The 18179-nt window shown below is 35.6% G+C and carries 20 protein-coding genes and 1 pseudogene; 14 read left to right on the top strand and 7 right to left on the bottom strand.

Annotated elements, in window-relative coordinates:
• Positions 1 to 5: 5 nt before the first annotated feature.
• The 4 genes from DEF52_RS02545 to def form a co-directional block, all read right to left on the bottom strand.
• Entirely contained in the window at positions 6 to 218 is a 213-nt protein-coding gene (locus DEF52_RS02545) for a hypothetical protein (RefSeq protein WP_151807765.1), read from the bottom strand.
• A gap of 66 nt (positions 219 to 284) precedes the next feature.
• Positions 285 to 491: a hypothetical protein gene (locus tag DEF52_RS06370; RefSeq protein ID WP_007548280.1), complete on the bottom strand. Its 207-nt coding sequence runs from the start codon at positions 489 to 491 to the stop codon at positions 285 to 287.
• A gap of 645 nt (positions 492 to 1136) precedes the next feature.
• Positions 1137 to 1958: a uracil-DNA glycosylase gene (locus tag DEF52_RS02530; RefSeq protein ID WP_151807764.1), complete on the bottom strand. Its 822-nt coding sequence runs from the start codon at positions 1956 to 1958 to the stop codon at positions 1137 to 1139.
• Positions 1948 to 2487 carry a peptide deformylase gene (gene def / locus DEF52_RS02525; RefSeq protein WP_151807763.1) on the bottom strand — a complete coding sequence of 180 codons (540 nt, stop codon included), beginning with the start codon at positions 2485 to 2487 and terminating at the stop codon, positions 1948 to 1950. Before def ends, DEF52_RS02530 begins: the two co-directional genes overlap by 11 nt.
• A gap of 149 nt (positions 2488 to 2636) precedes the next feature.
• Between def and ftsA the strand changes: the two genes are divergently transcribed.
• Positions 2637 to 3875 (top strand): cell division protein FtsA, encoded by a 1239-nt coding sequence (ftsA, locus tag DEF52_RS02520; RefSeq protein ID WP_151807762.1) that lies wholly within the window; start codon positions 2637 to 2639, stop codon positions 3873 to 3875.
• Between the two features lie 132 nt (positions 3876 to 4007).
• A complete protein-coding gene (map, locus tag DEF52_RS02515; protein ID WP_141456790.1) occupies positions 4008 to 4790 on the top strand; it encodes a type I methionyl aminopeptidase in 783 nt (260 codons plus the stop codon).
• A gap of 27 nt (positions 4791 to 4817) precedes the next feature.
• On the opposite strand, the gene DEF52_RS02510 is transcribed toward map, so the two are convergent.
• Positions 4818 to 6065: an MFS transporter gene (locus DEF52_RS02510; RefSeq protein ID WP_151807761.1), complete on the bottom strand. Its 1248-nt coding sequence runs from the start codon at positions 6063 to 6065 to the stop codon at positions 4818 to 4820.
• 218 nt (positions 6066 to 6283) lie between these two features.
• Between DEF52_RS02510 and rsmH the strand changes: the two genes are divergently transcribed.
• Positions 6284 to 7165 carry a 16S rRNA (cytosine(1402)-N(4))-methyltransferase RsmH gene (gene rsmH, locus DEF52_RS02505; RefSeq protein WP_007548285.1) on the top strand — a complete coding sequence of 294 codons (882 nt, stop codon included), beginning with the start codon at positions 6284 to 6286 and terminating at the stop codon, positions 7163 to 7165.
• Positions 7162 to 7467: a cell division protein FtsL gene (ftsL, locus tag DEF52_RS02500; protein ID WP_151807760.1), complete on the top strand. Its 306-nt coding sequence runs from the start codon at positions 7162 to 7164 to the stop codon at positions 7465 to 7467. The genes rsmH and ftsL overlap by 4 nt, the downstream gene beginning before the upstream one ends.
• 51 nt (positions 7468 to 7518) lie before the next feature.
• Here ftsL and DEF52_RS02495 read toward each other — a convergent pair whose 3' ends face one another.
• Complete coding sequence (locus DEF52_RS02495) at positions 7519 to 7818, bottom strand: NADH dehydrogenase ubiquinone Fe-S protein 4 (RefSeq protein ID WP_151807759.1); 300 nt, start codon at positions 7816 to 7818, stop codon at positions 7519 to 7521.
• Between the two features lie 145 nt (positions 7819 to 7963).
• Here DEF52_RS02495 and DEF52_RS02490 point away from each other — a divergent pair, with 145 nt between their 5' ends.
• Complete coding sequence (locus DEF52_RS02490) at positions 7964 to 8575, top strand: 50S ribosomal protein L25/general stress protein Ctc (RefSeq protein WP_010962412.1); 612 nt, start codon at positions 7964 to 7966, stop codon at positions 8573 to 8575.
• Positions 8575 to 9123 carry an aminoacyl-tRNA hydrolase gene (gene pth / locus DEF52_RS02485; protein ID WP_065094970.1) on the top strand — a complete coding sequence of 183 codons (549 nt, stop codon included), beginning with the start codon at positions 8575 to 8577 and terminating at the stop codon, positions 9121 to 9123. Before DEF52_RS02490 ends, pth begins: the two co-directional genes overlap by 1 nt.
• A gap of 2 nt (positions 9124 to 9125) precedes the next feature.
• Here pth and DEF52_RS02480 read toward each other — a convergent pair whose 3' ends face one another.
• The gene (locus DEF52_RS02480; RefSeq protein ID WP_012673056.1) at positions 9126 to 10088 is read right to left on the bottom strand and encodes an IS481-like element ISWpi4 family transposase; all 963 of its coding nucleotides are present in this window, start codon (positions 10086 to 10088) and stop codon (positions 9126 to 9128) included.
• A gap of 189 nt (positions 10089 to 10277) precedes the next feature.
• On the opposite strand from DEF52_RS02480, the gene DEF52_RS02475 reads away from it, so the two are divergent.
• The 8 genes and pseudogenes from DEF52_RS02475 (at position 10278) to ispG (ending at position 18158) form a co-directional block, all read left to right on the top strand.
• Complete coding sequence (locus DEF52_RS02475) at positions 10278 to 11543, top strand: IS4 family transposase (RefSeq protein ID WP_151807607.1); 1266 nt, start codon at positions 10278 to 10280, stop codon at positions 11541 to 11543.
• Between the two features lie 590 nt (positions 11544 to 12133).
• Positions 12134 to 12379: pseudogene (locus tag DEF52_RS06810) on the top strand (PD-(D/E)XK nuclease family transposase); the annotation flags it as partial.
• 358 nt (positions 12380 to 12737) lie between these two features.
• Positions 12738 to 13004 carry a hypothetical protein gene (locus DEF52_RS02465; RefSeq protein ID WP_007548399.1) on the top strand — a complete coding sequence of 89 codons (267 nt, stop codon included), beginning with the start codon at positions 12738 to 12740 and terminating at the stop codon, positions 13002 to 13004.
• 8 nt (positions 13005 to 13012) lie between these two features.
• Positions 13013 to 14560, top strand: a complete 1548-nt coding sequence (ltrA, locus tag DEF52_RS02460; RefSeq protein WP_151807757.1) for a group II intron reverse transcriptase/maturase — start codon at positions 13013 to 13015, stop codon at positions 14558 to 14560.
• Complete coding sequence (locus tag DEF52_RS02455) at positions 14557 to 15291, top strand: Rpn family recombination-promoting nuclease/putative transposase (RefSeq protein WP_151807756.1); 735 nt, start codon at positions 14557 to 14559, stop codon at positions 15289 to 15291. The genes ltrA and DEF52_RS02455 overlap by 4 nt, the downstream gene beginning before the upstream one ends.
• A 197-nt stretch (positions 15292 to 15488) precedes the next feature.
• Positions 15489 to 16034 carry a hypothetical protein gene (locus tag DEF52_RS02450; RefSeq protein ID WP_151807755.1) on the top strand — a complete coding sequence of 182 codons (546 nt, stop codon included), beginning with the start codon at positions 15489 to 15491 and terminating at the stop codon, positions 16032 to 16034.
• A 197-nt stretch (positions 16035 to 16231) separates the two neighbouring features.
• Positions 16232 to 16873 (top strand): TRP75-related protein, encoded by a 642-nt coding sequence (locus tag DEF52_RS02445; RefSeq protein WP_151807754.1) that lies wholly within the window; start codon positions 16232 to 16234, stop codon positions 16871 to 16873.
• A gap of 4 nt (positions 16874 to 16877) precedes the next feature.
• Positions 16878 to 18158 carry a flavodoxin-dependent (E)-4-hydroxy-3-methylbut-2-enyl-diphosphate synthase gene (gene ispG, locus DEF52_RS02440; protein WP_070356735.1) on the top strand — a complete coding sequence of 427 codons (1281 nt, stop codon included), beginning with the start codon at positions 16878 to 16880 and terminating at the stop codon, positions 18156 to 18158.
• Positions 18159 to 18179: the final 21 nt, after the last annotated feature.

Raw genomic sequence — 18179 nt, 5'->3', positions numbered from 1 at the left:
AACTATTATACAGCTTCCCACTTTATAGGATTGCCGTTTACCTCATCTTCAACCAGATTGCCGTTGTCATATTGAGCAGACATATAATTCATGCGCGAATCACGATCTATATATCTAACAGGTTTTACCGGTTTATCTTTATACATTTTTTGCTCAGCTTTCTTACGCTGAGTAGGGTTATTTTTACTAGCTGTCTTTGCTTTCCCACCTGCTGCCATATAAACTCCTAAAAACTTTTCATTCTATTTTAACACTTAAGTATATAGCGTCAATATTTAATAACTTTAAAATTTCAATAGATCTCTTATTATAATCATTTTACAATCATTGTTTAAATAAAAAGTTACCCCTTGATGCCATTCCAGCGCATGACGCACAGCTGTACGAACATTGCAATTTGCAGGCAATTTGCGTGGCAGATTCAAGTAGCTGACACTGGTTTCCATCCAAGACAGCAGTAGCCCTTTCGGTGTTATTTCAGTGCTTGACACTGAAATCCAGGTTTTGATTGGATACTGAGTTGGTAAGCATAAAAGTGTAGCTAACGCGAGCTCTACGTCATACCGCGATTTATTCGCGGTATCTCAAAGCATAGATCCCGCTAACACGTAGCGGGATGACGGTTGTTGTTTAGCTATAAATATTAAGAAATTTACCAAACGAAAAAAAAGGCAAAAGAAGCCCTGGGGTTATTATCCGCTTTAAAATATTGGCGTTTTTTATGTTTTAAACGCTTGACAAGCGAGATTCAGCCGCTTTTAATTGCAACTAACTTACGCTGCAAATGTTTAAGAAATTTACCAAGCAGAAAAAAAGACAAAGAATCCCCGAGTTAGCTAGTCTTTTACTATCTCTGTCGAGTATTGGCATTTTTTGATGTCTTGTAACGCTTTATAAGCGCGTTCAGCTTATTTAGATAAAAATCTAGATGTAGATGAAGTTTTGTAAAGACATACAGTATCTATATACTGCAAAAAATTGAACATAAGACGCCGATACATTAAGTAATCCTTACCTTTTAATCTGCAGATTGGCGAAAGCAAATACAATAGCTTCAGTTTCATGATAAGGGGGCTGGCGGAGTTTGTCAAGCAAGTTTTTTCGTTTCTGCAGGCTACTTTCCGACACCAGTGGTGTTAAGTATTCGTACAGTTATTGGTGTTATCAAGATACTCCCTAACCTTCTTCAAATCCTCCCAGGCTAAACGTTTTTGCATTGGCTGACGCAGTAGGTAAGCTGGATGAAATATAGCGGCTGTGGTGATTGAATTGGACAAATATTGGTTAGTGTACGTATGAAATCTACCACGCAAATTCGATATAGTTTTTGTGCTGTCAAGAAGGCTATAACACGCAATTCCACCAACTAAAACCAAAATCTGTGGTGAAACTAGTGCAATATGCTTCTCAACAAATGGTCTGCACATATCAAGCTCTAGGTCGGTTGGCTTTCTATTGCCAGGTGGGCGCCAAAATACGGTATTGCTTATATAAACTTTGGTGCGATCAAGATTGATTGCATTTAACATTTTATCGAGCAACATTCCACTTGCACCACAAAATGGTATGCCTTGAAGGTCTTCATTTGCCCCTGGAGCTTCACCAACGAGCATAATTTTTGCGTTTGGATTACCATCGGAAAAGACAGTATTAGTTGCAGTTTTTTTTATCTCACAACCTTCAAATGACTTTACTGCACTTCTTAATTCATCCACACTACCACATTTACCTGCAAGTTTCCTTGCTTCAATTATCCAATCACTTGGAAACATGTCTTTTCCATCTTTAGTGTCACCCCAGCGCGTATCTGCATCTTTCTTCTGGGTCCCAGTTTGGATAACAGAGGGTTGCACACCCTCTTTGCTCTCCAACTTTTTTTCCTCTTTACCCTCTGTTAGTGTGCAATCAACGCCCACTTCATGGTAAAATTTTAATAATTCTAGGTCTTCATTGCTCATAATGCTTTTTAACCTTTTGTGCTTTTTTCATGGCCATATCATACTTTAATTTAGATAAATGTCTAATATATAATATGCCATTTAAGTGATCTAGCTCATGCTGAATACACCTTGCAAGCCAACCACTAGCTTTTAGTGTTTGTTCTTCATTATCTAAGTCTTTATATTTCACAGTTAGATACTTTGGACGCTTAATTTCATGACTTTGCTCTGGAATTGAAAGGCATCCTTCCTTGAGAATTACTTGTTCATCGGATAATTCTGTAATCTCAGGATTAATCATGTAAAATTTGCCAGTCGATTCATACCCTACTGGCTCGTCTTCAGCTCGAGAAAGCTGAATGTCCATAACAAAAACTCTCCTCAGCACTCCAACTTGCACTGCAGCAAGGCCAAGACCTTCTGCATCGTACACAGTTTCGAACATGTCGTTTACTAATTCTTTAATTTTATCGTTTATATCTGTTACTTCACTGGCACGTGTGATTAGTCTTTCATCAGGGGCAATTACAATTGGTAATATGGACATAAAATGGACATAAAAATTATAATTCTATGTTTTGCTTTTCCTTTTGTCCAGAATTTAGTGTATATTAAAATGTTGCTATATCTATAATAGAAATATAAATTATTAAAGAAAGCTACAATTTAAATGAAATTGCGTAATAAGGTTAACTAATGTACTCTGCAGTAATAGCAAAACCAAAGAGAAATGTTTTTGCTGTTTTAGACATAGGTACAACAAAAATTATCTGTCTAATCGTTAAGATAAATGGCAACTTCAGCTATAAAGTAACAGGAACGGGTTATAAGATTGCAGAAGGTGTAAACGGTGGGTCGATAACTAATGTAAAACACGCAAATTACTCCATCTCATCAACTATAGGTTTAGCTGAACAAGTATCAGAAGAAACCATAGATCAGATATATGTGAACATTGCTGGATGTGGCATCTCATCTTTCAATGTACATAATGAAATTATTGCAGCTAACCATGAGATTTCTGAGCGGGATATAAAACGTGTAGTTTTTCAGACGTTTGAGAAATATATTGAAGAAAATGTTATCATTCACAATATACCACTGAAATATCACTTAGATGACATGACTGACATAAAAGAAGTTGGTGGATTGTATGGAAAAAGACTATCTGCTGATGTTAATGTTGTCACTGCTTCGCGTCCAGCGCTTACCAATATTGAAAACTGTATTACCAATAATGGTGGATTAAATATGGCAGGTTGTATTGCTTCTGCATATTCTGCAGGTCTTGCCTGTCTAAGTGAAGATGAAAAAGAGCTCGGGACTGCTATTGTTGATATAGGCGGTGGGTGCACTGCAATTGGAATTTTCAAAAGAGGGAAACTTGTGTATGCAAGCAGCGTTCCAATTGGTGGCGTTCATATCACTCGAGATATTGCTTACGGGCTATGCACAAGCATAGAACGTGCAGAGTATATAAAAATACTGTATGGCAGCACTATCGTAACTTCAATAGATGAGAATGAGTACATTACAATGCAAAACAACGAAAATGATGAACCTACTCAAGTATTCAAATCTGAGCTTATTAACATCATAAGACCAAGAGTTGAAGAAATACTTGAAATGGTAAGAGAGCAATTTCAAGAGCAGAAAGATCCAATTAATAAAGTAGTGATCACAGGTGGAACTAGTCAACTCACAAGCATGAAGGAAATTGCAGGCTATATATTCAATAAGCAAGTTCGAATTGGGTGCCCTGAGTCTTGTAGCGGTCTTGATGGCGAATATGATAAAAATCCTGTATTTTCTGCTGCTATAGGCTCTATAAAGCTAATAGTTGACACTTTTTATAAAAATAATTCTGGTATTTTAGGTCAGGATGGTAAAATGAGTAAATTGTATAATTGGGTTAAATCAAAAGTTACAGTCTAGATTTCTGTTTTACCACCTTTCATACAAATGACTTGACACTAGGATCCATAGGACTTATTTTTATAATATGTAAAATTATTATGTTTATGTACTTGCGAGTAAGCGTACCAATTACAATAAGACATGGAAAATATGAACATAACTATACACTCACAAGAAGATTTTGAATTTATGCGCAAGGCTGGCAGGCTTGCTGCTGAAACTCTTGATTTCATTGCACCGTACGTAAAGGTAGGGGTGACAACTAATGAATTAAATGATCTATGCCATGACTTTATAATTAATGCAGGTGCAATTCCAGCACCACTAAATTATAGGGGGTATCCAAAATCAATCTGCACCTCAAAAAATGCCGTTGTGTGCCATGGTGTTCCCGATGATAAACCGCTTAAAGATGGAGATATTTTGAATATTGACGTTACGGTGATTTTAAATGGCTGGCATGGTGATACAAGCCGCATGTTTTGGGTTGGCAAGCCATCAATAAAAGCAAAACGTTTGTGTGACGCTACTTATAATGCATTGATGGAAGCAATTAAACAAGTTAAGCCCGGCAATAAGTTAAATGAAATAGGGCTTGCTATAGAGAAATATATTAGAGATTTTGGATATTCTATCGTACGCAGCTACTGCGGACATGGTATAGGAAAAGTCTTTCATGCTCCACCAAATGTAGTGCATTTCTATGATCAAGATGAAGATCTTGTCTTAAAGGAAGGTATGTTTTTTACAATAGAGCCAATGATTAATGCTGGAAAACATGAGACTCTGCTCAGTAAACTCGATGACTGGACAGTAACAACACGCGATCTTTCACTTTCTGCTCAATTTGAGCATACACTTGGAGTGACAAAAGATGGTGCTGAAATATTCACATTATCACCTAAGAATTGGCATTTCCCACCTTATAATTAGATTTTTTTAAATTCTGCTATACTGCAACTATACTTGGTTTACTTTGGGTGATTTTGAAGAAAGCTCACCCTTAATTTGCGATATAGCAACTAGCCCAATTAATGCACAGAAAATCATGTAAAAACTAGCTGAAGTCTCTTGTCCTGTAACCTTGATAATTGTTGTGCATATAAATGGTGCAAGGCCGCCAAAAAATCCAGCAGCTATATTTCTTGATAAACCAAATCCACTGTACCGAACCTTTGTTGGAAATAATTCGCACATAAGTGCACTGACAGGACCAAGCGATGCAGCTATTGGAATTATAAAAAGAATGTGTGCCAGCAAGTAATTGCCACTACATAACATTGAAAAAACTGGATAACTCACTATTACAAAAGCTATAAATGCAAACTTCATAACTTTTTCTCTTCCTACCTTATCAGAAAGTATTGCAAACAATATTGTCAATCCTCCAAGTGCAATTTGACTCAGTATTTCCACTATATGATTAAAATGAGTATTTACTGTTAATATTTTATTCGTAAGCACATTGAAAAAGACCAAATATATATAGAGAGACGCATTTTCAACCAAGTCAATACCTATTGATATTAGAACAGGCTTTTTGTAATTGTTTAATAACTCTTTTAATGGCAATTTAGACGGATTTTTTTGTCTTTTATACTCTGGGCTTTCATCAAGTATATATCTCATATATATGCTGATTAATCCCATTGCTAAACTGAAAATGAAAGGTAATCTCCACCCCCAAGATTCAAAATCAGATACTTTTTTGCATATGAGTACCGCTATCAAGCTTAATACTGAACCAAAAATTGCGCTTAATACTTCAATGCTGCCAAAAAATCCTTTTTTGTTTTTAGGAGCATGTTCTATTAAAAATGGTGCATTTCCTGCTTCTCCTCCAAGAGATATACCCTGCAATAATCTTAAACACACTACCAGCATTGACGCTAGTATTCCAATGCTTTGATAACCTGGAACAAAAGGAATTAATACGGTTGATAAAGTCATTAATATAATCGAGAGCAATAAGGCAACTCTTCTGCCATGTTTATCACCAATGTGACCAAATATAGCAGCACCGACTGGTCTCATTAAGAAACCCACTGCAAACACTCCAAAAGCCTTCAATACGCTGGTTAGTTGATCATCCGATGGAAAAAACACACCACCTATTATGTTTATTAAGTGGCCAAAAAGCATGTGGTCATACCACAATAAAGTGTTACAAATCAAACTTGAAAATATTACTTTTGTTATTTGCTGCATAATTTCCCTATAGCCTGTTTGACCTTATATATAAAAAAAAATGTGAACGTTATGTGAATATTATATTAACAATATTAAACCTTGATTTTAATATTATTGCTCATATATTCCGATAAGATACCATATTTTGGCAAGAAAATCTATGTACATAAATAAAATTGATGTGAAGAGTAGAGTAGAGTAGGATATCTACACCAACTGTACTTAAATTTTTTGATATGACACACACTCCAGTTTTGTTAAAAGAGATGCTATCACTACTATCACCGCAGGATGGTGGCATATACGTGGACGCCACATTTGGAGCTGGAGGGTATAGCAAAGCAATATTGGAGTCAGCTGATTGCAAAGTATATGCAATTGATAGAGATGAAACGGTAACTAAGTTTTATGATGATTTAAGCGTTAGATATCCAGATAGAATAAAACTATTCATTGAGAAGTTTAGTAATATTAAAAATTTATTAGATAGCAACAATATTGAAGGTATCGATGGAATAGTTTTTGACATCGGAGTTTCATCTATGCAGCTTGATAACGGGGATAGAGGGTTCTCATTTTTACATGATGGTCCACTCGATATGAGTATGGATAACTCTTCTTATATAAACGCTTCAACGTTTGTTAACGCTTTACGCGAAGAAGAAATCGCAAATACTATATATAACTACGGAGGCGAACGTCATTCTCGCAAAATCGCAAGAGCAATAGTAAATGCACGGAAGAAGAAAACTATCAAAACTACATTTGAGCTTGCGGATATTGTACGTTCCGTGGTATTTCGTGGAAAAAGCAAAATTGATCCTGCAACCAGAACATTTCAGGCAATCAGAATATGGGTAAACGATGAGCTGGGAGAACTTGAAAAGGGCATTAAAGCTGCATCTGAGATTTTAAGTGAGAATGGCAAATTAATTGTCGTCACCTTTCATTCCTTAGAAGATCGTATAGTCAAAACTTTTTTTAAAGATTTATGTGCTACTGATTGCAAGACATTCTCTCTGCTAAATAAAAAAGTGATCGAAGCAAGTATAGAAGAAGTAAGTGCAAATCCGCGTTCACGCTCAGCAAAACTAAGAGCTATACAGAGGTTGTCATGAGAACTTTCTGCATCATCTCAATAGTTATGTTTTTTCTTAGCATTGTAGGACTATTTAAGGTAAAATTACATGTTCAGTCATTAAATAGAGAGCTAATAAAAATAAAAAGTGAAATTAATTTAGTGCAAAGTGATATAAAAGTTTTACAAGCAGAATGGAGCTATTTGAATAATCCAAAAAGGCTTGCAAGCCTTGTAAAGAAATACCTGAAAAATAACTCTTTAATACTGGCTAGCCAGGTTAAAAATCTTGACTCTCTAAATGGCCGCAGTGTGCTAGCACAACTTAAAATCCAGAATTAAATTGGTTATATTAAGCCTTACCTTTTACAGACAAGCACACCGCAATAAAACTTACTTTAGTATGAAATTGCTTGCGTAAGATTTTGGCAGCCTCTTAACATCTTTTGGCATTTCAATTACGTATTTAACGTTGCATTTTTTTGCGTAGAATACTGCTTTTTCAAGAGAATCAAACTTTAATACAATCTGTTTTTTTGGATCTTTTGAGCCAACCCACCCCATCAAAGGTTCAATGTAGTAAGAGCCAGATTCAATTTTTAGGTGCCAGAAATTTGTATTACCTAAACCAGATTGTGTTGCAGTTCTTGTTGGTTTATAAATCCTAAAAACTACTTTATCGTCAATGCCCATAGTTCTTGTTAAATAAGTTTAAATATATATCTAAATAAATCCTTTCACAAACAATTAGTATGAAAGAATGAAGTTTGAAATAAATATTTTTATGTTATATTATTATTAAATTATATTAAAAGGATTAGCTGAATAGGAGTAATCGATGACGCAACAGGAAATAGTAACAATTAATGCAGAGTTACGTGATATAACAAAAACAAAAGCGATGCATTCTCTAAGGAAGAAAGGAAACATCCCTGGAATAATATATGGAAAGGGCCATGATAATGTAAATTTGACATTGTCTGCAAAGGAATTCACGAAGCAATATAAATCAGGTTCTCTTTCTGCACATTTGATAGAGCTGAATATTTCGGGCAAAAAGGAATATGCTCTTGTTCGCGATATCCAATTGCATGTAGTAAAGGATACTGTGCAACATGTTGATTTTCAATTTGTTGATAAAGGCAGTGAAATTAAAATAGACATACCTCTATCATTTGTGAATGAAAGTAAAGCCCCAGGGATCAAGTTAGGTGGAGTGCTTAATGTTTTGTGTCGTTCTATTGCTGTTAAATGCTCTCCTGATAAAATACCTCAGGTTATTGAAGTTGATTTATCCGGTAAAATGATTGGCCAGTCTATACATATTAATGATGTAAAATTACCAGAAGGTGTTAAGTTTGTAGCTCATGAAGAAGAAAATTTTACCATTGTTACAATTTCTGCTGCCGATAGTGACGTTGAAGAACCTCAAGCAGAAACAGAGGAATAGTGCACCTGATAGTTGGGCTTGGTAACCCTGGTGGTCAATATGAGTTAACTTATCATAATATCGGCTTCATCGTAGTTGATACAATTTGCAAATATTGGAATTTCCAGTCGTTCTCTAAAAAAGCCGATTATCTAATAACCTCTGGCATAATTAATGATAATAAAATCATGTTAATAAAGCCTTATTCATTTATGAATAATTCAGGCATCCCTGTTGCAAAAATACGAAATTTTTACAAATTATCGCTAGATAATATTGTTGTCATACACGATGACGCTGATTTGGAACTTGGAAGAATAAAAATAAAGAAAGGTGGTAGCTCTGCTGGACATAATGGACTTAAATCCATAGATAGTTTTATTGGCAACGATTATTGGCGCTTGAGATTTGGAGTGGGTAGACCTGAAGATCAAAGAAGCTTAGCAGATTATGTGTTATCAAAATTTTCAAATTTTGATAATGTTACTCCCTTAGTGGAAAAAATAGCAAAAAATATACACTTAATGCTGCAAGGAGATAATACAGCTTTTATCAATTTGATTGTATAATATTACGAAACACAGGGAGTGTATGGTCCCAGAGTGTGATGGTGTGGATTTAGTATGAACAATTCAGGAGATTTTGTCCACTGTAAAGATATAAACTCAAAAGGTGTAAGACCCTTAAGAGTTTTGAGTCTTTTAGCATAATTGTAGGCCATAACAAAGTCATAAAGATGCTCTTTGAGTTGCTGGTGAGACTGATAGTAATACTTCTTAACAGTGGCATTCTTTAAAGTTTTGTTCATACGCTCAACTTGCCCATTTGTCCAAGGATGGCTAACTTTTGTTAGACGGTGTTCAATGTCATTTTCTTCACAAGCTCTATCAAATATATGTTGAAAAGCGTATTTATGGCGTTTTTGGTTGGTAAATTGTACACTGTTATCTGTCAAAATAGTGTGGATTTTATATGGTAAAATTTTAATCAAATTACGTAGAAACTCAGCAGCTATAGGTTTTGTAGCACTTTTATGCAACTCAACATACGTAAATTTGGATGTTCTATCTATTGCAACAAACAAATATAACTTTCCTTCTTCTGTTCTGACTTCTGCAATATCAATATGGAAATAGCCTATAGGATATTGTTTGAATTTCTTTTTTGGTTTAACTTCGCCATCAACATCTGGTAGTCTGCTAATGCTGTGCCTCTGTAAGCAACGATGTAGACTAGAGCGAGTCAAGTGTGGGATTGAGGTTTGCAAAGCGTAGAGACAATCATCTAATGGCAATAGAGTATGCTTACGAAATGCAACAATTACAGCCTCCTCTTCTAAAGTTAAAACAGTTGATCTTGCATGCTTCGGACCCATATCAGCGTCTTTGGCAAAAGACCGTTTTCTCCATTTAATGATAGTTTTTGGATTAAGGTTATAGTACCTGGAGAGTTTTGCTATGCTCTCTTTACTATTTTGTATTGCTCTACGAATTGTCTCTGTTGTTTTGGCGCACCCATGTAATATTTGTCCCATAATTCCTCCTTTGATGGTATTGTTTTCTCATATTTTATCATACCATCACACTCTGGGACCATACATCACTGCCATTAAGTTAAGGAAAAAGTGTTAGAATGTATTATAAAATCGGGTAAGATCGCTGAATTAAAAGAAATAATGATATGAGTAAAAAAAAGAATAATTAAATTTATAAAAGATAAATTGATGAGTTTAAACTTTATTAACGCCCACAAAGCATCTCCAAAAGATTTCTCACGAAAAAGAAAGCTGCCTTTCATTGATGTATTTATTCTAATTTTCAGAAAGAGTGTAAAATCATTACAAGTAATGCTTAATGAGTTTGTCCTGCATACAAAAAAGGATCACACAATCACAGCAAGTGCATTTACTCAAGCAAGAAAAAAGCTAAAGCACACTGCATTTTCAGAGCTAAATGATAGCATAATTTCCCTATACTACCAAGATCAAGGATTTAAAACCCACCATGGTTTCAGAGTACTTGCATTTGATGCTTCTACACTGATTCTACCAAAAAATGATGAGTTAATAAATGAATTTGGCTCAAGACCAATAAGAAATTATACCGAAAAAGAGCTTGGAGATTACACAAGTACAACCTTTGAAGTATGTTACGATGTATTAAACAATATCGCAATAAAATCAGTACTTGGCAGAGGCGGTAGCTATGAAGTTGCTTTAGCTATTGATATGCTTGATAGTGTAAAATCCAACGATTTGCTGATTTGTGATAGAGGGTATGTTTCTTATAGGTTTTTTGCTGAGCTTATACAAAGAGGTATTAATTACATAATTCGCTGTCCATACTCATCATTTAATGAAATAAATGCTATGTTTAAGCCAGGAAGTCCTTCTGACATGATAGTAGTGTCAACTGCATCTGTCAAAATAGCGAGACAGCTAAGAAAGCTAGGATTACCTGATAAAATAAAGTTTCGATTAGTCAAAATAGTTCTTCATTCTGGTGAGATTGAAGTGTTAGCTACATCGTTATTAGACGAACAGCAGTTTAAAGCTGAAGAATTTGGGGAATTATACTACTTACGTTGGGGAGTAGAAACATTTTTTTCCAAACTCAAAGGAAGATTAGGCTTAGAAAATTTTACAGGTAAAAGTGTTGAAACTATTAAGCAGGATTTTTGGTCAACTATTTTTATTAGCAACTTAGAAAGTATTACAACAGAAGATGTAGAAGAGACATTGAACGCAGGCCTAGCCAATGGCAAGTCTGAGAAAAGCATTAATAAATCTGTCTCATTTAATGCAATAAAAAACTTGGCTTTCGATATTTTTTCTACAGAGTCAGACACAGACTGCATTATGGATCGATTATCAAAGTTATTTTTGATGAACACTCTAGTGGTGAGAAAAGGAAGAAAAGTTGACCGTAATAAAGTAACGAATACTCGTTCACTGAACTACCAAAAAAGAGCTAGGAAGCATGTATTTTGACCAAAGACAGTACTCATATCTTCTGATAATAACTGGGCAATTTATTGTCATATCTTCTGTAAAATGACTCCTAAATCAACTACTTCTTAAGTAATTTACATTTTAGAGTTTATCTACTTTTAAGTTTATTCTATTTTGTTTCAGCATTTATCATAACTTCTCGATTATTTCAAATCTTCTGGTTCGTTTTTTACCATTCCTTCCTTAACTTAATGGCAGTGAGGGCTTCTTTTGCCTTTTTTTTCGTTTGGTAAATTTCTTAATATTTATGGCTAAACGACAACCGTCATCCCGCTACGTGTTAGCGGGATCTATGTTAAGGTATGACGGTTAAGTAAGGGATCTATGTTAAGAGATACCGCGGCGGTATGACGGTTCGTGGCGGCGTGACGATAAGCTCGTCATCCCGCTACGTGTTAGCGGGATCTCTTGTTAGCGCCGCGGCGGTATGACGGTTCGTGGTGGAATGACGATAACCTCGTCATCCCGCTACGTGTTAGCGCCGCGGCGGTATAGCTATACTTAAAAATATGGTTGAATAGTTGTTAATAATAGTGTATAATTATTAATCTTTTCTCAGTATTTTTACTATGGCTCTTTCTAAATTTCTCGATCCAAAATTGGACCTAACATTTAAAAAAATATTTGGTACTGAGAGAAATAAGAATGTTCTTATTCATTTTTTGAACGATATTTTAGGATGTACTGAAGTCAACACTATACAAGAAGTAGAATTCTTAAGCACCATTATGGACCCTGAAATTGCTTCTGATAAACAAAGCATTGTTGATGTTCTTTGCAGGGATTCTAGTGGGAACAGGTATATAATTGAGATGGTGCGACCTGAAAGTCTTCGGTCATATTGTTTAAAAGGAGAGGAATTCCTCCAGAAAGAAACTGAAAGGATTCTAAAACTTATTAAACCAGATGTTTTGCCATCTGAGTCTACGCATCAGTGCGAATCGGGCAACCGGTTGGTGCCAAGCGATGCGGACAATGAACCTCCTCTTGAAAAAGAAGATGCTCAATCGTGAGAGGAGCATAAACTACAAGCATCATGTGGTTGGAGAGCTAGGCTAGTGGTATGGTGAACGTAAGTGAAACTTCAAAGTATCGTAATTATGAAGGAGCTAAAGATGCTGATAAGCTCTAACCAAAAAGGTAATGTGGATAAGTTACATTTCTCATTTCTAGATGTACGCAAATAATAACTCCACCGGTATAGAGAAGTCACCTAACCCACTGTTGTATGACAGAAGGAACAGGGTAAGCCTGTATTTTCGCCTACATGGCAAGCAAACCGCAAGGAATGCTGATGGAAGTGCAGGTAAAGGAGAATGGAGAAAGCGAATGCCATTTTGTAACGAAATGGATAGAATTTGTAACATTAATTCGCGTGAAAACGAGCAGACTTCCGTTTGGTCCCTCGTGACAAGAAACTTTGTTAACCACTTAAGGTAGGAAAGCAGATGATTACAAGTAAACCTGTAAGTGCATCTACCGAAAGCTTTGAAGCATGGAAGCAGTTGCCATGGAAGAAATGCCAGAAAGTTATTGTGAGGCTACAAAGACGTATTGTTAAGGCTGTCCAAAAAGGAAGATGGGGTAAGGTAAAAGCTTTACAACATCTTCTCACACGCTCTTTTAGCGGAAAAGCTTTGGCTGTTAAGAGAGTAACTGAAAACCAAGGAAAAAACACAGCGGGTGTAGATCGTCAATTATGGTCAACTTGCAATGCTAAATTTCAAGGAATAAAGCAGTTAAAGCAAAGAGGATATAAACCTTCTCCGCTAAAACGGATTTATATCAGTAAATCTAATGGCAAAAGAAGACCTCTTGGAATACCATCGATAAAAGATAGAGCCATGCAAGCATTATATCTGTTTGCTCTGGAACCGATAGCTGAAACAATCAGTGATCGTCACTCCTATGGCTTTAGGCCTAAAAGATCCTGTGCAGATGCTACAGTAGCTTGTCATTTGTTACTGGCAAGTCGTAATCAACTACAATGGATACTTGAAGGTGATATCAAAGGATGCTTTGACAACATTAATCATGAATGGCTTATGAAGCATATTCCTATGGAGAAGAAAATTCTGCATAGTTGGTTAAAAGCTGGCTTCCTAGAATCGAAAACTCTGTATCCCACAACTGCAGGTACCCCGCAAGGTGGTATAATTTCTCCAATACTAGCCAATTTAGCCTTAAACGGACTTGAAAAGTTATTGGAAAGTCGATTTGGTAAACTCGGCAGTAGAAGAAGAAACAAAATCAGAAGTGGAGTGAACGTAATCAGATACGCAGACGACTTTATTATTTCAGGTTTCACACATGAAGTACTGGAAAATGAAGTTAAGCCTTTAGTATCATCTTTTCTTCATGAGCGAGGTTTAATTCTTTCAGAAGAGAAGACAAAGATTACATCTATCACAACAGGGTTTGACTTTCTTGGTTGTAATGTACGTAGATATAATAAGAAGTTAATTATTAAACCTTCGAAAGAAAGTATTAAAAGACTTCTTAATAAAGCACGTACATTGATAAAAGCAAATATAGCGAACACTCAGGCTATAGTAATTAAGTCACTCAACTCTCTACTGAGAGGATGGGGAAATTACTATCACCATGTGTGTGCTAAAAAAGCGTTTAGAAAGATCGACAATGAAATTTGGCATAGTTTATGGAAATGGGCAAAGAAAAGACATCCTCGTAAAGGATTACGTTGGATAAAGAATCGTTACTTCAAAGTAATGGGTCAACGCCAATGGGTCTTTGCTGCACCCATATGCAAGAACAAACCAAAAGAGATACGGTATTTAAGACTGCTTAAGCTGATTGATATACCTATCAGACGACATGTTAAAATCAGAGCGGATGCAAATCCCCTTGACTTAAAATGGAAAAAGTATTTTGATGAGAGAGTGAAACGAACAAGAATGTTAGCAAGCTCTTTCTCAAGAGAAGGTTCTCTACTGTTGGTGTCACCATTAAGAATGATGTTTCCTGAGGAATCATGAAGGACAAGCCGGTTCTAGAAAAGAAGAACTTAGATAAGGGGCTCAAGCGTAGTGTGGGGAAACCTGCATGCTGCGTTTCTAAGGGAGGGGGTAGTAGTAATACTGCTTCCTTACCTGACCAGCTCGCTCGCGACAAGGGCTTTGAAAAGCGCGCACAACTCTATGCTGCTAAGGCTTACTCAAGGCAGGCTGATAAAAATTACATTAATTTAAAGAAGGTTTTCTTCATTGTTATTTCCAATGGTATGCTATTCCCTGAAGAGGTTGAGTATATTTCTACTCACAATATACGTGATATAAAAACCAACGGCCATTACTTAAAAGATTTTCAATTTGTCTTTATAGAATTACCTAAATTTTCAAAAAGCAGAGTGGAGGAACTAGAAAGCACAATAGAAAGGTGGTGCTTCTTTTTTAAGCATGCAGAAGAAACGACAGATGAAGATCTAAAGAAAATTGCAGAGGAATCACCAATAATAAAGCTAGCATACGATGAATTAGACAAGTTTCACTGGAGTGAAAAAGATCTCCTAGCTTATGAAGAAAGAGTGATGGATCTACAGAAAGAAGAAGCCATCCTTGAATACAGACTTGATCTTGCTGAAGAGAAAGGTGTACGGAAAGGAAAAATTGAAGTCATAAAAGCAATGCTAGCTAATAATGTTGATGTCAACACTATTGTTAAGTTTACTGGCCTCTCCATGAGTGAGATCAAAGAATTGCAGAATTAAGTGTGAATGGTTACAAAAATACAATAAGCATTTTTCTTCATGTATTTCGTAAGTACCTTAATTTAAGTTTTCGCACTTTCAAAAAGCAAGTCAAACGAAATTATTAAAAGATCAATACATAATGACAATTGATTTAATAATAATTTAAACATTTGGAATGTAAAATTATAATATATTAATTAACTAGGGGGTTAAAAATGGGTATAACTAAATGGGTACTTGGCTTTGATGAGTCAGATATAACAGCATTGCAGGAAAGTCAACAAATTGATGCTGAGCAGTTTGAAAAAGTTTTTGGTGCATTAAAAGAATGGCAAGAAGCTCAAAAGATAGATGCTAAACAGTTTGAAGAGGTATTTAGTGCATTAAAAGAATGGCAAGAAGCTCAAAAGATAGATGTTGAGCAGTTTGAAAAAGTTTTTAGTGCATTAGAAGACAAGATTGGTACTAAGCAGTTTCAAGCTATGCAAGAGCACTTAAACGGCCTGCAAGAAAAAGTGGAAACACTTGCAGAGGCAGTAGCAGATCAACAAAAAATAATGGCAATTTGTATCATAGTCAGTGCTGTTGCCGCAATAGCAATAACTAGTTTTGTTGCATTCTGTATCTATCAGGGAGTTAAGCTTGATAAAGAGAAGAAAAACGACTTATCTAAAGATACGCCAGACGCAAAACTTAGTAATGTAGATACTACCGATGGTACTGAAAAACTACAGAATAACTTAAAAGTTGCAAACATATAGCTGCATAACACTTTTCTTGAAAAGGTGTTACGCAACTTGTAACACCTTACTCTTCTCTTAGTCTGCGTAGGTTTTTTTGATAGCAAACATATCACTTTTTAGAAAAATATTTGTATTGTAAAGTTAGTAAAGATTCTGGTTTACTTAAAGTTTGTTAATTGCTATCTTTTAAAACACGATATTTACTATAGCACCATATGCTTAGGGTTTTTTCTAAAATTTTATTTATATTAATGTTTTTGGTTTCTAGCTTTTTTACTGTGCATAGTGCTGAAGCTAAATCTAAGCTCAGTAAGAGATACATACCTCCTGGTAACCCTGGTGGTGCAAACTTTCATACAGATGAGGATTTTGCTGAGTCATATAAACTGTATGAGAAGCGTAGGGAATTGCTCAAGAAAAAAAAATTACAAGATCGAGCTATAAATAAAGAAGATCTAATCAAAAAATTAAAAGAGAAAAAAATTGCTAGTCTTGATAATGAGCCAAATGACATGGAAGCTTGCATAGTCGACGATGAAGAGAGCACTATGATAAATCAGCATGGTATTAATATCGCACGTTTAAGGGGTGCTGTATTTATAGATCAAGAGTCAGTTTTCCAGTATGAAAATAAGCAGCATGAAAGTGAACAACAAGAAGAGAAGAAAGTTACTTCAACACGAGAAAAGAAAGTTTCTCCTATAAATGTCACTATAAAAGAAACTCCATCAAGAAGAACGTGCTCACATGATTCTATTGCTAATTTGGATAACGTAGATGCTTATAGTTTGAATGGTTCAAGTTCATTTGGCAGTGTAGCTGACACAGTAAAATATTATCACAATATTGGCCATTAATAATATGCTAGATAAAGACCTGATATTGAATGATAATACATATGAATTATCGCAGATTTCCAGGCACAAAACTCATGTTGTAGAAGTTGGAAAAGTAAAGATAGGCGGAAATAATCCTGTAGTTGTACAATCTATGGCGCTTGGCGTGCATATAGATGCTGATAATATAAAAAGTAGCGCAAAACATTATGCAAAAGAGATAACAGAACTAGCGCGTACAGGTTCAGAATTGGTGCGAATTGCCTTGAACTCAGAGGAGGTAGCAAGAGCAATACCTTATATAGTAGAAGAGATAAATAAAGAAGGTTTTGACGGTAAAATATTGGTAGGCTGCGGTCAATATGAGCTAGATAAATTAGTTCAAGATTATCCAGACAACATCAAAATGCTGGGTAAAATTAGAATCAATCCAGGCAATATAGGCTTTGGCGACAAACGTGATGAGAAGTTTGAAAGGGTGATAGAGTATGCAATAATGCACGATCTTCCGGTTAGAATTGGGGTAAATTGGGGTAGTCTTGATAAATACCTTTTGCAAAAATTGATGGATGAAAACTCTTCGCTTAGTAATTCAAGGCCTTCTGATGTTATACTGCGCAAAGCACTTGTAATGTCTGCTCTTGATAGTGCAAAAAAAGCTGAAGAAATTGGTCTAAATTCAAACAAAATAATCATTTCATGTAAAGTTAGCAAAGTACAAGATTTAATTTTAGTTTATATGGCACTTGCAAAATCTTCCAATTATGCGCTGCATTTGGGTTTAACTGAGGCTGGTATGGGCAATAAAGGTGTGGTAAATACCGCAGCAGGGCTTACTTATTTATTGCAAAATGGCATTGGAGATACAATACGGGCTTCTTTGACTCAACGTCCTGGTGAATCGCGTACTAATGAAGTGGTGGTGTGTCAGGAAATATTGCAGTCTATAGGCTTGCGACACTTTAACCCTCAGGTTAATTCATGTCCTGGTTGTGGGCGCACGAGTAGCGATCGTTTTCGTATATTAACTGAAGAGGTGAATGGCTATATAAAAACTCATATGCCGATGTGGAAGAAAAAAAATCCAGGTGTAGAGCATATGAACATTGCTGTTATGGGATGCATAGTAAATGGTCCTGGAGAAAGCAAACACGCAAATTTGGGAATCAGCTTACCTGGATATGGAGAAAAACCTGTTTCAGCAGTCTACAAAAACGGCAAATATTTCAAAACTTTACAAGGTGATAATGTCTCTGAAGAATTTAAGGCAATTATTGATAATTATGTGAAGAAGCATTACACGTAACCTTTCACGGTTAATTAATAG

Source organism: Wolbachia endosymbiont of Nasonia oneida, assembly GCF_009012935.1.
In the GTDB taxonomy this organism is placed as follows: domain Bacteria; phylum Pseudomonadota; class Alphaproteobacteria; order Rickettsiales; family Anaplasmataceae; genus Wolbachia; species Wolbachia pipientis.
Note: the sequence above shows the minus strand (reverse complement) of the source record. Positions and strands in the feature narration are given on the sequence as shown.

Coding starts and splice junctions, on each gene's coding strand:
- DEF52_RS02545 (WP_151807765.1), bottom strand. CDS start 218: ATGGCAGCAGGTGGGAAAGCAAAGACAGCTAGTAAAAATAACCCTACT.
- DEF52_RS02530 (WP_151807764.1), bottom strand. CDS start 1,958: ATGAGCAATGAAGACCTAGAATTATTAAAATTTTACCATGAAGTGGGC.
- def (WP_151807763.1), bottom strand. CDS start 2,487: ATGTCCATATTACCAATTGTAATTGCCCCTGATGAAAGACTAATCACA.
- ftsA (WP_151807762.1), top strand. CDS start 2,637: ATGTACTCTGCAGTAATAGCAAAACCAAAGAGAAATGTTTTTGCTGTT.
- map (WP_141456790.1), top strand. CDS start 4,008: ATGAACATAACTATACACTCACAAGAAGATTTTGAATTTATGCGCAAG.
- DEF52_RS02510 (WP_151807761.1), bottom strand. CDS start 6,065: ATGCAGCAAATAACAAAAGTAATATTTTCAAGTTTGATTTGTAACACT.
- rsmH (WP_007548285.1), top strand. CDS start 6,284: ATGACACACACTCCAGTTTTGTTAAAAGAGATGCTATCACTACTATCA.
- ftsL (WP_151807760.1), top strand. CDS start 7,162: ATGAGAACTTTCTGCATCATCTCAATAGTTATGTTTTTTCTTAGCATT.
- DEF52_RS02495 (WP_151807759.1), bottom strand. CDS start 7,818: ATGGGCATTGACGATAAAGTAGTTTTTAGGATTTATAAACCAACAAGA.
- DEF52_RS02490 (WP_010962412.1), top strand. CDS start 7,964: ATGACGCAACAGGAAATAGTAACAATTAATGCAGAGTTACGTGATATA.
- DEF52_RS02480 (WP_012673056.1), bottom strand. CDS start 10,088: ATGGGACAAATATTACATGGGTGCGCCAAAACAACAGAGACAATTCGT.
- DEF52_RS02475 (WP_151807607.1), top strand. CDS start 10,278: ATGAGTTTAAACTTTATTAACGCCCACAAAGCATCTCCAAAAGATTTC.
- DEF52_RS02465 (WP_007548399.1), top strand. CDS start 12,738: ATGTACGCAAATAATAACTCCACCGGTATAGAGAAGTCACCTAACCCA.
- ltrA (WP_151807757.1), top strand. CDS start 13,013: ATGATTACAAGTAAACCTGTAAGTGCATCTACCGAAAGCTTTGAAGCA.
- DEF52_RS02455 (WP_151807756.1), top strand. CDS start 14,557: ATGAAGGACAAGCCGGTTCTAGAAAAGAAGAACTTAGATAAGGGGCTC.
- DEF52_RS02450 (WP_151807755.1), top strand. CDS start 15,489: ATGGGTATAACTAAATGGGTACTTGGCTTTGATGAGTCAGATATAACA.
- DEF52_RS02445 (WP_151807754.1), top strand. CDS start 16,232: ATGCTTAGGGTTTTTTCTAAAATTTTATTTATATTAATGTTTTTGGTT.
- ispG (WP_070356735.1), top strand. CDS start 16,878: ATGCTAGATAAAGACCTGATATTGAATGATAATACATATGAATTATCG.